Origin of the sequence: Curtobacterium ammoniigenes NBRC 101786, assembly GCF_001571045.1 — a bacterium.
Lineage (GTDB): Bacteria > Actinomycetota > Actinomycetes > Actinomycetales > Microbacteriaceae > Curtobacterium > Curtobacterium ammoniigenes.
In genome coordinates this window covers 231,905-244,240 of record NZ_BCSV01000004.1, presented here as the reverse complement: position 1 = coordinate 244,240, position 12,336 = coordinate 231,905, and the positions used below count along the sequence as shown (strand labels likewise).

General features: G+C 68.8%; 14 protein-coding genes. 4 read left to right on the top strand and 10 right to left on the bottom strand.

Features of this window, described 5'->3' with window-relative positions:
* Positions 1-37 precede the first annotated feature (37 nt).
* Positions 38-1,252, bottom strand: coding sequence for a glycosyltransferase (locus CAM01S_RS10185; RefSeq protein WP_066520662.1), 1,215 nt, complete (start codon positions 1,250-1,252; stop codon positions 38-40).
* A 140-nt stretch (positions 1,253-1,392) separates the two neighbouring features.
* On the opposite strand from CAM01S_RS10185, the gene ligD reads away from it, so the two are divergent.
* The gene (gene ligD, locus CAM01S_RS10180) at positions 1,393-2,412 is read left to right on the top strand and encodes a non-homologous end-joining DNA ligase (protein ID WP_174520428.1); all 1,020 of its coding nucleotides are present in this window, start codon (positions 1,393-1,395) and stop codon (positions 2,410-2,412) included.
* A 99-nt stretch (positions 2,413-2,511) separates the two neighbouring features.
* Here ligD and CAM01S_RS14680 read toward each other — a convergent pair whose 3' ends face one another.
* From CAM01S_RS14680 to CAM01S_RS10170, 4 genes are all read right to left on the bottom strand, one after another.
* A complete protein-coding gene (locus CAM01S_RS14680; RefSeq protein WP_157071508.1) occupies positions 2,512-2,649 on the bottom strand; it encodes a hypothetical protein in 138 nt (45 codons plus the stop codon).
* Positions 2,646-2,807 carry a hypothetical protein gene (locus tag CAM01S_RS14675; protein ID WP_157071507.1) on the bottom strand — a complete coding sequence of 54 codons (162 nt, stop codon included), beginning with the start codon at positions 2,805-2,807 and terminating at the stop codon, positions 2,646-2,648. Before CAM01S_RS14675 ends, CAM01S_RS14680 begins: the two co-directional genes overlap by 4 nt.
* Positions 2,808-2,923: 116 nt before the next feature.
* Positions 2,924-3,961: an ATP-dependent DNA ligase gene (locus CAM01S_RS10175; protein ID WP_066520658.1), complete on the bottom strand. Its 1,038-nt coding sequence runs from the start codon at positions 3,959-3,961 to the stop codon at positions 2,924-2,926.
* 9 nt (positions 3,962-3,970) lie between these two features.
* Positions 3,971-5,635 carry an AMP-binding protein gene (locus CAM01S_RS10170; protein WP_066520651.1) on the bottom strand — a complete coding sequence of 555 codons (1,665 nt, stop codon included), beginning with the start codon at positions 5,633-5,635 and terminating at the stop codon, positions 3,971-3,973.
* Between the two features lie 71 nt (positions 5,636-5,706).
* On the opposite strand from CAM01S_RS10170, the gene CAM01S_RS10165 reads away from it, so the two are divergent.
* Positions 5,707-6,756, top strand: coding sequence for an MBL fold metallo-hydrolase (locus CAM01S_RS10165; RefSeq protein ID WP_066520649.1), 1,050 nt, complete (start codon positions 5,707-5,709; stop codon positions 6,754-6,756).
* Positions 6,757-6,778: 22 nt separating this feature from the next.
* Positions 6,779-7,423, top strand: a complete 645-nt coding sequence (locus tag CAM01S_RS10160) for an FMN-dependent NADH-azoreductase (protein ID WP_066520644.1) — start codon at positions 6,779-6,781, stop codon at positions 7,421-7,423.
* A 2-nt stretch (positions 7,424-7,425) separates the two neighbouring features.
* Here CAM01S_RS10160 and CAM01S_RS10155 read toward each other — a convergent pair whose 3' ends face one another.
* Positions 7,426-7,869, bottom strand: coding sequence for an acyl-CoA thioesterase (locus tag CAM01S_RS10155; RefSeq protein ID WP_066520640.1), 444 nt, complete (start codon positions 7,867-7,869; stop codon positions 7,426-7,428).
* Positions 7,866-8,573 carry a QsdR family transcriptional regulator gene (locus CAM01S_RS10150; protein WP_169795863.1) on the bottom strand — a complete coding sequence of 236 codons (708 nt, stop codon included), beginning with the start codon at positions 8,571-8,573 and terminating at the stop codon, positions 7,866-7,868. The genes CAM01S_RS10155 and CAM01S_RS10150 overlap by 4 nt, the downstream gene beginning before the upstream one ends.
* Before the next feature lie 45 nt (positions 8,574-8,618).
* Between CAM01S_RS10150 and CAM01S_RS10145 the strand changes: the two genes are divergently transcribed.
* Positions 8,619-9,836, top strand: a complete 1,218-nt coding sequence (locus CAM01S_RS10145; protein WP_066521233.1) for an acyl-CoA dehydrogenase family protein — start codon at positions 8,619-8,621, stop codon at positions 9,834-9,836.
* Here CAM01S_RS10145 and CAM01S_RS10140 read toward each other — a convergent pair.
* Genes CAM01S_RS10140 through CAM01S_RS10130 form a run of 3 tightly spaced genes read right to left on the bottom strand, consistent with a single transcriptional unit; the run spans position 9,811 to position 12,324 of the window.
* Positions 9,811-10,719, bottom strand: a complete 909-nt coding sequence (locus CAM01S_RS10140; RefSeq protein ID WP_066520634.1) for a patatin-like phospholipase family protein — start codon at positions 10,717-10,719, stop codon at positions 9,811-9,813. The genes CAM01S_RS10145 and CAM01S_RS10140 overlap by 26 nt on opposite strands.
* Positions 10,716-11,267, bottom strand: coding sequence for a YbhB/YbcL family Raf kinase inhibitor-like protein (locus CAM01S_RS10135; RefSeq protein ID WP_066520628.1), 552 nt, complete (start codon positions 11,265-11,267; stop codon positions 10,716-10,718). Before CAM01S_RS10135 ends, CAM01S_RS10140 begins: the two co-directional genes overlap by 4 nt.
* A 28-nt stretch (positions 11,268-11,295) precedes the next feature.
* Positions 11,296-12,324, bottom strand: coding sequence for an NADPH:quinone reductase (locus CAM01S_RS10130; RefSeq protein ID WP_066520627.1), 1,029 nt, complete (start codon positions 12,322-12,324; stop codon positions 11,296-11,298).
* Between the last annotated feature and the right edge of the window lie 12 nt (positions 12,325-12,336).

Here is a 12,336-nt window from a genome sequence, read left to right as displayed (position 1 = left end):
TGACTCATCCTGTCACTTCGCGGCGAGGTGCCCTCGATCACGTCGCGGTCAGGAGCCTCCGATAGACGGCGATGAGCCCGGTTGCCGAGCGTTCCCAGCTGAGCCGCTCGGCATGCTCACGGCCAGCCGCGGCGAGATCGGTCGCATACGCCGCATCGGTGAGCACGTGCGTGATCTCCGCGGCCCAGACGTCGGGGTCGCGCGACTCCAGTACGACGCCGGTCTCTCCATGGACCACGGCCTCGCGGAGGCCACCGGCCGCGGCGGCGATGACCGGCACGCCCGATGCCGACCCTTCGAGGGCGACCAGACCGTAGGTCTCGGAGTGCGAGGGCACGACCACGGCCACGGCGCCGCGGAACAGAAACGCCAGATCGGCTCGCGACTGCGGGCCGACGAACCGGACCTCCTCGCCGATCCCGAGCCCGTCGGCGAGCGCACGGAGCTCGTCCGGGTATCCGCCGGCTTCGCTCGACGCGTCACCGGCGATGACGAGCATGGGCCGGATGGTCGGGTCGACGCGCGCCAGGGCCTCGATCGCGAGGTCGAGGCCCTTCAGCGGTTGCACCCGGGCGGCCGCGACGATGTACGGCCGGCGGGCCCGCGTGGGCGCGCCGGCCGGTCGGAACACCGATCCGTCCACGCCGGGGAGCACGATCCACACGCGCGCAGGATCGGCGCCGAGCCGCATCCGGATGGTGTCGGCCTCGGCTTGGCTCACCGCGACGAGCGCGTCGGCGCGCTGTGCCAGCAGCCTCTCACCGGCAAGGCGGCCGACCGACTCCGGGCGCTCGCCGTCGGACAGCGGTGAGTCGGCCGGCGCCGCGATCGAGTGGAACGACTGAACGAGCGGAATGCTGCGCGCTCGCGCGACCGGCAGTGCGGCCATCCCCGAGAACCAGTGATGCGCGTGGAGGATGTCGTACGATCCGAGCGCCGCGAGTTCGTCGCGGAACGGCTCGATGAACGCGTCGTGCTCGCCCTTGGGCAGAGGCTCCGCCGGCCCTGCCGAGAGGAATCGGAGACACACGTCGTCGACGAGTTCGACCGCGTCCGGCTGGTTGGGCGACGACCGCCGGGTGACGATGTCCACGTGATGCCCGAGATCGGCCAGCGCCTCCGCCTGGTGCCGGACGACGACGTTCATCCCACCGACCTCGCCGGATCCGGGCTCATCGCCTGGCGACGTGTGCAGCGAGACGAGCGCGATCCGGAGCGGTGACGAAGGCCCGGCGTCGGGGGAGTCAGTCACAGATACCAGCCTACCCAGGGCGTGACGGGCCTCCCGAAGAATGCGGCTGATGGCGCCGGACGGGAGCGTCGAGCGGCTGGACAAGCGCAACGCGCTCGCTGCACGCCAGCGTCGAGCGCGCCGAGAGTAGCGTCCACGCCATGGCGAGCGATGCGACCGTGCTGACCGTGGCGGGCCCCGACGGCGACCGCGCGGTGCGAATCTCGAGCCCGACGCGCGTGCTCTGGCCGGCGCTCGGGATCACGAAGCTCGATCTCGCCGAATACCTCGTGGCGGTGGGTGATGCGTTCGTCCGCGCGAACGGCGATCGCCCGGTGTCGCTGCAGCGCTTCCCCGACGGCGTCGAGGGGGAGTTTTTCTTCTCGAAGAATTTGCCGAAGGGTGCACCGGAGTTCATTCGCGCGGTGACGGTCACCTACCCGAGCGCTCGTGCCCACCCGCAGATGATCATCGACGAACCCGCGGCGGCGGTCTGGGCCGCCCAGATGAACACGATCGTGTTCCACCCGTGGGCGTCGCGCGCCGAGACGTCCGACCTGCCCGACCAGCTGCGCATCGACCTGGATCCGCAGCCCGGAACCGACTTCAGCGATGCGGTTCCGGCGGCCATCGAGCTCCGGGCGGTGCTCGCCGAGGTCGGCCTGACCGCGTGGGTGAAGACGTCGGGCAACCGCGGCGTGCACGTCTACGCGCCCATTCGCGCCGAGCACGAGTTCCTCGACGTGCGGCATGCCGTGATCGCAGCGGCTCGGGAACTCGAGCGGCGGATGCCGGACCGCGTGACGACGGCGTGGTGGAAAGAAGAACGAGGGCGGCGCGTCTTCGTCGATTTCAACCAGGCGAATCGGGACCGAACCATCGCCGGTGCCTACAGCCCTCGGGCGCTCCCGAGCGCGACCGTGTCGATGCCGTTGACGTGGGATGAGCTCCCAACCGCGGATCCCAGTGAGCACACCGTTCGCTCCGCACCCGAACGGCTTTGCATGACGGGAGACCCGTGGGAGACGATGGGGGAGGAGCCGGCCGCCATCGATGGGCTGCTGGAGTGGTGGGAGCGGGACCTCGCGAACGGTCTCGGTGAACTGCCCTTCCCGCCGGATTATCCGAAGATGCCGGGCGAGCCTCCGCGGGTCCAACCGTCACGAGCGCGGAAGGGCTAACGCGTCAGTCCAGCTCGCGTCTGCCAGACGGAACGCCGAGTCGCCGACGTCACGCCGGCTCGTCGTCGTCGCGACGCACCGCTCCACCAGGATGTCGCGTCAGCGTCGCGCGTCGCAGCGCTCCGCGTCGTCCCTGAAGGTCGTCCGATCCGGGATCGAGGTCGTCGCGAGATGCAGACGCGTCAGCCGGTTCCAGGTGGTCCGATGCGCGTCGGTGATGCCGTCCGAGCCGATCATGCGCCGAAACCGATCGTCACGAGGGCGACGGCCGTGACCGTCACGCTGAGGATGCCCGTGACGGTCGCGCTGGTCGCGAGCGCACGCTGCTGCCGCGCACGACGCACCTCGGTGAACGGGCTGCGCTGCGACGGGCGAGTGAGGAGATGCGTGCTCATTCGAACCACTCCAATCGGGAAGATCCATCGGCGATCAAAAAATCGCTCACTCGTAATACTAGTTCGGCTAACTACTCCTGAAAGGGGTTGGCGCTGAACGGATAGGAACTGCGCGATCAGTCGAGGACGGCGCCCAGGTCGTATGCCTCGGGGACATCGAGTTGATCGAACCGGCACGATGACGGGTCACGGTCCGGCCGCCACCGATCGAACTGCACCGTGTGGCGGAATCGGTCGCCCTCCAGTTGGTCGTAGCGGACCTGCAGCACGCGTTCCGGGCGCAGGCGGATGAATCCGGTGTCGCGACCGGACGAGAACCGCGACCGCTCCGTGGCGTCCGTGACGGGCCTCCCATCTGCGTCACGCTCGACCACGGGCTCCAGCTCCTCGACGAGTGCCTGCCGCTGCACGTCGGAGAATGCCGAGACGCCCCCGACCATCCGCAGCGTTCCCTCGTCGTCGTAGAGACCGAGGAGCAGGGAGCCGACTCCGCTGCCCGACTTGTGGACCCGGTATCCGATCGCGACCACGTCGGCCTCCCGATGATGCTTCACCTTGAGCATCACGCGCTTGTTCTCCTGGTACGGAAGCGCTCGCGGCTTGGCGACGACGCCGTCGAGCCCCGCGCCCTCGAATCGCGTGAACCAGTCCGCCGCGGTCGCTGAGTCATAGGTCGTCCGTGTGAGATGCAGTGGCGCCTCGAAGGTCCGCGCGAGCTCCTTGAGCAGCGCGCGACGATCGTCGAACGACAGCGACGTGCAGTCGCGGTCGCCAAGGCGGAGCAGGTCGAACGCCACGAACGATGCCGGCGTCTCCGCGCTCAAGCGCTCAATCCGAGAGGCCGCCGGGTGAATTCGCTGCGTGAGGGCATCCCAGTCGAGTCGCTCCGCACCGTCCGCCCCTCGTCGAATCACGATCTCGCCATCGAGGACGCACGGCACCGCCAGCTGCGCGGTGCAGGCGCGCACGAGTTCGGGAAAATAGCGTGTCAGGGGCTTCGAGCCTCGACTGTCGATTGTGACGTCGGAACCGTCGAAGGTCACGATGCCGCGAAACCCATCCCACTTCGGCTCGTACGACAGGCCGCCCGGGACGCTGTCCGGCTCCGGGAGGCGCGTCACGGCTTTCGCGAGCATGGGAGCGAATGCAGGCATGGACCCTGCCTACTCGGCCGCGGCCTCCAGCGCGAGAATCTCGCTGATCCGATCGCGCAACACGTTCTTTCGCACCTTGCCGACGGGTGTCATCGGCAGGTCCTCGACGATCTCGACGCGCTCCGGTAGCTTCTGCACCGCGATCGCTTTGCCGCGAAGGAACGCCGTCACCTCAGCGAGCGAGGGCGCCTCATGACCGGGCGCCGGGACGACGAAGGCGCAGGAGCGCTCGCCGAGCCGCTCATCGGGCATCGCCACGACCGCCACCGCGCGCACCGCAGGCAGTTCCTCGAGCAGATCCTCGACCTCGCGTGACGAGATGTTGATGCCCCCACGGATGATGATGTCCTTGATCCGGCCGGTCACCCGGACGAACCCGTCCGCGTCCATCACGCCGAGGTCGCCCGAACGGGAGAGCCCATCGGCGGTGAAGAGCAGTGCGGTCTGCTCGTCGTCCCGGTAATAGCCGAGCATGTGCGACGGACCGCGATACGCGATGTCCCCGGCCTCCCCGACGGGGAGCGGCTCGCCGTGCTCGCCGACGACGCGAACCACTGAGTCGGCCAGCGCGCGGCCGTCGGAGGTGACCGACTTCTCGGGGGGATCCTCGGGAGCGCACAGTGTGGTGGTCATGTTCTCGCTGCGCCCGTAGAGCGAGAGGATCTGGCACGAGGGGAACATCTCCCGGGCCCGCTGCACGACCGCTCCCGGGATCGGCGATCCAGCGCAGACCCAGTACCGCATCGACCCGATGTCGTCGCTCGCGGGGTCGAACGCCTCCATCGTGGTGGTCAGGAAGGTCGTGGAGGTCACGGTCATGGTGCACCCGTACTCGCGGATACGTCGCAGGCCGTCGGCGGGCTGCCACTCCGCCATGAAATGGGTGCTTCCACCGACGAAGAGCGGCATGAGAAGACCCGTGATCAGCCCGGTCGAATGCGCAACCGGCGACGGATTGAACAGCGTGTCGCTCCCATCGACATCGAGGCGGTCGTTCAGCAGCTTCGCCGCGGCGTGAATCGTGTTGAAGGAGTGGTAGCAGCCTTTCGGACGGCTCGTCGTCCCCGATGTGTACACGACGAGCGCACCGTCGTCGGGCGCCGCGGGCGAGTCGAGGCCACGATCGATCGCATCGAGGTTGCCGGGAGCGATGAGCACAGCGAAATCGATGGCGCCGTCGAGCGCCGTCGGATCCGACGGTCGCACGACGACCACGTGTTCGAGGGTGTCGACGTCGTCGGCAATCTCTCGATACATGTCGATGTGGCGGAAGCCGTGGAAGACCTCCGGACCGATGACCACACGCGCGCCGGAATGCGCAAGCACATAGCCGACCTCGTCGCGCCGGAAGATCGGCATCGTGGGAACGAGAATCGCGCCGAGTCGAGATAGCGCGACGACGATCACGGCGAACTCACGCCAGTTCGGCATCTGCACGACCACGCGGTCGCCGCGCTGCACGCCGAGTCCGCGCAGACCAGCCGCGACGCGAAGCCCTTGCTCGCAGAGCTCGGCGTAGGTGAGGGCGCCGTCCCCATCGGTGACGAAGACGCGCTCGCCGTGCTCCGCGGCGCGCTCCACGACGAGATCCCAGAGCACGGCGTCCTGCCAGTCCCCGACGGCGTAGTACTGCTCGACCTGCTCCGGCGTGTAGCTCCCGATCGTGTCCGGCATTGCTGCAGGCTAACAGCGGGTGCGGTCGGCCGTTCTGCGGACGCGACGGGCAGCGCCAATAGGCTGACCGGGTGGCACGAGGCGTCTCGACGGGTATCCCAGGAGCGATCAGTGCTGCACAGGCGGCTGCGCTGCGAGGCGGCGCGCTGCCACCGGTCGAGAGGCTCCGGCCTGGACTGTGGTCGATTCCCGTCCCGTTCGCCGTCGGAGTCCCAGACTTCACGCTCTGCTATGCGATCGACGGCGGCGCCGCCGGTCTGGCGCTGATCGACCCTGGTTGGTCCGACCCGGGATCGCTGACCGCCCTCGAGCACGGTCTCACGGCCATCGGACGCCGCATCGACGACGTCTCACTCGTGCTGATCACGCACCTGCACTTGGACCACCTGGGGGCGGCGACGGTCATTCGCAACCGCACCGGCGCCTCCCTTGCGATGCATCCGCTCGACGTCGGGCACATCCGCGGATGGGCGGCCGAGCGGGTCGACGACGCGGAGGAGGCTCGTGGCTGGGGCGTCCCGTCGGCACTCCTTCCCGGCGTGCTCGCCGCGTGGGGGACCGGCCGGGGTGCGCCGGTGCCCGACCCGGAGCACTTCGCGGTGGACCTCGACCTCATCGACGGGATGACCGTAGACATCGGCGATACGCGTCTGGGTGTCGTGCACACACCGGGCCATACCGACGGGCACGTCTGCCTCCTCGACGAGGCAGACGGCATCCTGTTCAGCGGGGATCACGTGCTCCCGCGGATCAACCCGGGCGTCGGACTCGGTGGGCGAACGCAACGCAACCCGCTCGACGACGCGATCCGGTCGTTGGAACGTGTGGCGCGCCTCCCGGACGCTGGACGGCTCGTCGTCGCGCCGGGGCATGAGTATCGATTCCGCGGACTGCCCGACCGCGCGGCAGCGCTCATCGCGCACCGTGCCGAGCGCACCGCCCATGTCGCGCGTGCACTGGACGCGCTCGATCGCCCGACGCTGTACGACGTAGCGTCGCTCGTGCCCTTCCACGGGGGAATCGGATCGATGAGCGGATTCCTCCTCGCCTCCGCCGTCGCGCAGACGGGCTACCACGTGCGGGCGTTGGGTCGCGAGGACGAGGTCCGGATCGCCGACTGACGCCGCCCGGTAGCGTTGCACCATGCCGACGCTGCTGCACCTCGACTCGTCCGCCGACCTCGACCGGGGGCGGTCCCGAGCCCTGACGGCCGCCTTCGCGGATGCGTGGCGAGCCCGCGGCGCGGACTACACGGTCGTCTATCGGGACCTGCAGTCGGATCCGCTGCCGCATTTGGAGACCGCTGCGTTGCACTGGCCCGAGGGTGCACGGCCCGCGGGCGCGATCGTCCCGGCAGCGGCGGCCGCGCTGCAGCAGGAGATCATCGACGAGCTGCTCGCCGCCGACGTTCTGCTCGTGGGCGCGCCGCTGTACAACTACACCGTGCCCTCCACGCTCAAGGCGTGGCTGGACCGCGTCCACGTGCCCGGTGTGCTCACCCCCGCCGAACCGGGAGGAGCGCAGCCGCTCGCGGGGCGACCTGCCGTCGTGGCGGTGACTCGCGGCGGCACCTACGACGACGGGACTGCGACAGCGGGGTGGGATCACGGGTCGCCAGTGCTGTCGATCATCCTCGGAAACGCATTCGGCATGGAGGTCCGGATCGTCACCGCGTCGGCGACGCTTGCGGAACGGCTTCCCGCGATGGCAGCGCTCCGCGATCGGGCGGCAGCGGAGTTCGATGCGGCGGCCGCGACGCTTCGGTCGCTGGCCCGCGAGGTCGGCTGACCTCAGTCTGCCGCGGCGACCATCGTCTCGGTGATCAGCGCCCGCAGGCTCTCCGGAATCGCGATCGGGCGGCGTGCCCCGGTCCGGTCGATGATCACGTGCACGAACTCGCCGGTCGCGAGGAGCGCCCCGTCGGATTGCCGGACAAGCGCGAACTCCCAAGACAGGCTGGTGCGGCCGAGGTGCTTCGACCGCATACCGACCTCGATCACATCCGGATAGACGGCGGATTCGATGAACCGGCAATTCGAGGACACCACGACGGCGATCCACTCGGAACTGAACGGATCCAGGCCCGCGAGCTGCCCGAACCAGTACGTCGCGGTCGTGTCCATGGCTGCGTAGTAGATCGTGTTGTTGACGTGCCCGAACATGTCGTTGTCGTTCCATCGCGTCGGGAACGTGCGGCGGAACGGGAACGCGGCCAGCGCGGGGACGTCGGTCATGACTGCCTTTCGGGGTGCTCGTCGATTGCAGAGTCGATCCTGGAGGCTCGGGCCCGGTCTGCGCGAATCGCGTCGGCACTCGGCCGCAGCACGTATTCGAACGCGGCGCGGGCACGATGCGCGTCCGGCGGCTCACCGCTGATGAGGTCCGCGTACGTGAACGATTCCGAGATTCGGACGAGGAGTCGCGCGAGTTCCCGTGTCGACAACGGTGCCGGATCGAATGCGGCGAGCGCGACCTCCTGCTCGATGATGAGCTCCACGACGGCGACGAGACGCCGCTGTACGTCGGAGTCGGTCGTCGTCAGGATGCGGAGCGCACGGGACGGCTCGCGCGTCAGGAATGCTCGGAAATAGTCGGCGCGGATGAGGTCCGCAGTGAACCGATCGAGGACGTCGACGATCCGTTGGGAGCCGGTGCCGGGGGGAGCAGCGGCTGCGCCGGCCTGATCGAGCGTCGGCACGGCAAGCGACCACAGGATCTCCGAGATGAGCTGGTCACGATTGCCGACCCAGCGGAACAGGCTCGTGCGGTCGACGCCGAGCGACGCTGCGAGGCGCCCCATGTCGATGCGGTCCCCGTCGATGAAGCTGCGCCGGGCGGAACGAAACGCGCGGAGGGTGTCGGAGTGCGCCTCCAAACGGTGCGACAGCGCGGTCGGGACCAGCGCGACGGCCTGCGCGCCGAACTCCTGCGACTCCATCGCACCTCCTTGCAACGTTTCCGAGAATGATGCATCGTGGTCTTCATGTCAACGACGACCCGCCCGGCCCACACGCCGGAATCTCCCCTCCCCGACCTGCTCGAGTCCGACTTCTACGGGTTCCAAGACCGCTTGAGCGAGCCGGAACGTCGAGCAATCGGGGCATTGCGGGCGTTCCTCGAGCGCGAGGTCGCTCCGATCGCCGACGAGTTCTGGGCCCGTGCCGAGTTTCCGAAGCAGCTCATCAAGCCGCTGGCGGCCGTCGGCGCGTACGGCGCGGGGATCCCGCTCGTCCGTGCGTTCGAGAACAGTGCGGTGTTCCGCGGGTGGGCCGCCCTCGAGGCGGGACGGGTCGACGCGAGCGTGGCCACGTTCATCGGCGTGCAGTCCGGCTTGGCGATGAACTCGATCTTCGTCGCGGGAAGCGACGAGCAGCAGGCCGAGTGGTTGCCGCCGATGGCTGCAGGGGAGCTCATTGGCGCATTCGGTCTGACCGAGCCGCTCTCCGGGTCGGACTCGGCGCGGGGACTGCGCACCACCGCCCGGCGCGACGGCGACCGATGGATTCTCGACGGTGCGAAGCGCTGGATCGGTAACGCGACCTTCGCAGACGTCGTGGTCGTCTGGGCGAAGGACGTCGACGACGACCAGGTGAAGGGCTTCCTCGTCACGACGGACACGCCGGGCTATCGCGCGACGAAGATCGAGGACAAGATCGCGCTGCGGGCCGTGCAGAACGCGGACATCACGCTCACGGGGGTGGTCGTGCCCGAGTCGCGTCGGCTGCAGCGCGCGAATTCGTTCCGCGACACGGCGACCGTGCTGCGCCTCACACGGCTCGAGGTCGCATGGCAGGCTGTCGGGATCGCCATCGGAGCCTACGAGCATGCGCTGGCGTATGCGCGTGAGCGCGTGCAGTTCGGCAAGCCGATCGCAGCGCACCAGCTCGTGCAGGACCTGCTGGTTCGCTCGCTGGGCAACATCACGGCGTCGATTGCGCTGTGCATGCAGGCCTCGACGATGCAGGATGCCGGGCTTGCCCGCGATGAGCATTCGGCGATGGCGAAAGCGTTCGCCACCGCCCGGATGCGCGAGACCGTCGGATGGTGCCGTGAGGTGCTCGGCGGGAACGGCATAGTGCTCGACCGGGGAGTTGCTCGATTCTTCGCCGATGCTGAGGCGATCTACTCCTACGAGGGCACGCGTGAGATGAACACGTTGATCGTCGGTCGGGCGATCACGGGGCAGGCTGCGTTCGTGTGAGCCGTGGCTCGTCCGCGTCGAGCCAGAAGGACCGCACTCGTTCTGCGACGACGCCGGCCTGAATGCGCCCGGCGTGAGCGGAGGGCGCCTGTGAGCTCAGCGCGAGCGAATTGTCGCCGAAGGCCGCCTGCGACCCGGCATCCGCGACGACCACCTCGACGCGACTTCCGTTCGCTCGCATGGCAGCGACGGCGGCGTCGAGCGCAGGCCCGGTCGGACTCGGGACCTCATCACGACAGGCGATGACGAGCACGCGCCCGCAGCCCGCGGCGACATCGGCGTTGGTGACGCTGCGCACGCCTCCGTCGATGTAGGTCCGGTCGTGGACGCGCACTGGGGACCAGACGAACGGCACGCAGCAACTCGCGGCGACGGCGCGCGGGAGCCGGATGTCGTCTCCTGATGAGAACGTGCGGAACGTGCCGTCCTCGGCGTCGACGGCGGTGACGAGCAGTGGCGCATCCGGCCAGGCGTCGGGAAGCGTCTGGGCGAACGTGGCGACGCGCTCGTCGTCGGACGGGCCGTGGGTGACGCGTGATGCGGCGTCACCGATGCGGGCCCGAGCCACCTGCTCGGTCATCGGTGGGGCGCCAAGTGCGGCGCGATACCGGGCCTCGTACTCGTCAGCGGGGAGGGCGGGCGGTTCGACATAGCTCGATGGTGGTGGCGCGAGCTGCTGGTCGAACGCCTGGCTGACCATCCCGAAGCGGAGGATGGCGCCGACCATGCTGCCCGCACTCGTTCCAACCACGAGATCGGCATCGTCCAGGGGGATGCCCTCGTCGAGGAGCCCTTGCAGAAGCCCAAGCTCCCACGCGATCCCCGCGAGCCCACCACCCCCGAACACGATGGCGCTGCGTTCGGGGTCCGGGGCGATGCTCATGCGTCGGCAGGCACTTCGTACACCGGCACGATGACGGCGCGCGCGATGGTGTGGGAGGCGAGGTTGAACGCGAGGAAGGCGGGAGTGGCGTCCTTGGGGATGCCGAGCGAATCGACGTCGAGCGCGTGCACGCCGATGAAGTAGTGGTGCGGGCCGTCGCCTGCGGGCGGGGCCGCTCCGAGGAATCGGGCGATCGATCCGTCGTTCTTCAGCTGAAAGGCCCCCTCGGGCAGGGCCGAACCGCTGTCGTCGCCGGCGCCGCGTGGGAGGGCCGTGGTCGCGGCGGGGATATCGACGACCGCCCAGTGCCAGAACCCACTCGCGGTCGGAGCGTCGGGATCGTAGACGGTGACCGCGAAGCTGCGCGTCTCCGCGGGGAATCCGCTCCACTCCAACTGGGGCGAAACGTCTTCGCCGCCGGCGCCGAAGATGCCCGACACCTGCGCGTTCGGCAGCGTCGCACCATCGGTGACATCGGTACTGGTGACCGTGAACGCGGGGACGTCGCCGATGGAGCGGTATGGGTCGTCGTGGTCGATGTGGCTCATGCGGGTTCCTTTCGATGGGCTGACGGGTCTACGCGGACTGGACGTCGATGATGACTTTGCCGACGGTGTCGGATGCAACGGCGTCGTGCGCTCGGTTGGTCTCCTCGAGCGGGAATCGCACGATCGGGAGGCCGTGCTCGGCTCCGACGGGCAGCGCGCCATCGCGCACCGCAGCGCTCACGTCGGCCGCGGCGGCATCGAGTGCCGCCTGGCCGATCGTGTAGAGCAGCAGGAACTGGTATCGCGCGTTGATCGACATGTTCGGTCGAATGTCGATCGACGCCTGGTCGCCCCCATTGTTGGCGTACATCGCGACGACGCCATGGTTCGCGAGGACCGCACTGTTCAGGGCGCTGTTCTGCGCGATCGCAACCTCCACCACGATGTCGACGCCGTTCGGCGCGATCGCGCGGATCTGCTTCGCAGCATCGTCCTGACGATAGTTCACGGTGTGCTGCGCACCGGCGCGCTGCGCGAGCGCCGCCTTGTCGTCCGAACTGATCGTTGTGATCACGGTGGCACCGGACCACACGGCGAGCTGAATCGCGGCGTGGCCCACGGCGCCAGCGCCTCCGGCAACGAGCACGGTATTCCCGTCCAAGGCGCCAGGGGCGAGTCGGCGGGGGCCGAACTCGTGCACCGTCAGGGCCCGGTGCGCGGTCATCGCAGGCACGCCAAGGGATGCTCCGAGTTCGAATGACGCATCAGCGGCGAGCGGAACGACGCGCTCTGCGGGGAGCACCGTGTACTCCTGTGCGGTCCCCGTGGGACGCCCCGAGGCGGACATGTATGTCCAGACGCGATCGCCGACCCGAAGTCGGTCGACCCCCGCGCCCACCGCGTCGATGACCCCTGAGCCGTCCTGGTTCGGGGTGATCTCGGGAAACGGCATCGACGTGCCGTAGGTCCCGCCGCTGCGGGCTTTCCAATCCGTCGGGTTCACACCGGACGCAACAATCCGGACCCGTACTTCTCCGGGGCCAGGTTCCGGCACCGGGCGGTCGACGAGCTCGAGAACCGAGGAGTCACCGAAGCGCGTGTAGACGATCGATCGCATACCTCCAGGCAA

Bases quoted from the DNA above. Each gene is read 5' to 3' on its own strand.
- ligD (WP_174520428.1), top strand. From the start codon at position 1,393: ATGGCGAGCGATGCGACCGTGCTGACCGTGGCGGGCCCCGACGGCGAC.
- CAM01S_RS14680 (WP_157071508.1), bottom strand. From the start codon at position 2,649: ATGATCGGCTCGGACGGCATCACCGACGCGCATCGGACCACCTGGAAC.
- CAM01S_RS14675 (WP_157071507.1), bottom strand. From the start codon at position 2,807: ATGAGCACGCATCTCCTCACTCGCCCGTCGCAGCGCAGCCCGTTCACC.
- CAM01S_RS10175 (WP_066520658.1), bottom strand. From the start codon at position 3,961: ATGCCTGCATTCGCTCCCATGCTCGCGAAAGCCGTGACGCGCCTCCCG.
- CAM01S_RS10170 (WP_066520651.1), bottom strand. From the start codon at position 5,635: ATGCCGGACACGATCGGGAGCTACACGCCGGAGCAGGTCGAGCAGTAC.
- CAM01S_RS10160 (WP_066520644.1), top strand. From the start codon at position 6,779: ATGCCGACGCTGCTGCACCTCGACTCGTCCGCCGACCTCGACCGGGGG.
- CAM01S_RS10155 (WP_066520640.1), bottom strand. From the start codon at position 7,869: ATGACCGACGTCCCCGCGCTGGCCGCGTTCCCGTTCCGCCGCACGTTC.
- CAM01S_RS10150 (WP_169795863.1), bottom strand. From the start codon at position 8,573: ATGGAGTCGCAGGAGTTCGGCGCGCAGGCCGTCGCGCTGGTCCCGACC.
- CAM01S_RS10145 (WP_066521233.1), top strand. From the start codon at position 8,619: ATGTCAACGACGACCCGCCCGGCCCACACGCCGGAATCTCCCCTCCCC.
- CAM01S_RS10140 (WP_066520634.1), bottom strand. From the start codon at position 10,719: ATGAGCATCGCCCCGGACCCCGAACGCAGCGCCATCGTGTTCGGGGGT.
- CAM01S_RS10135 (WP_066520628.1), bottom strand. From the start codon at position 11,267: ATGAGCCACATCGACCACGACGACCCATACCGCTCCATCGGCGACGTC.
- CAM01S_RS10130 (WP_066520627.1), bottom strand. From the start codon at position 12,324: ATGCGATCGATCGTCTACACGCGCTTCGGTGACTCCTCGGTTCTCGAG.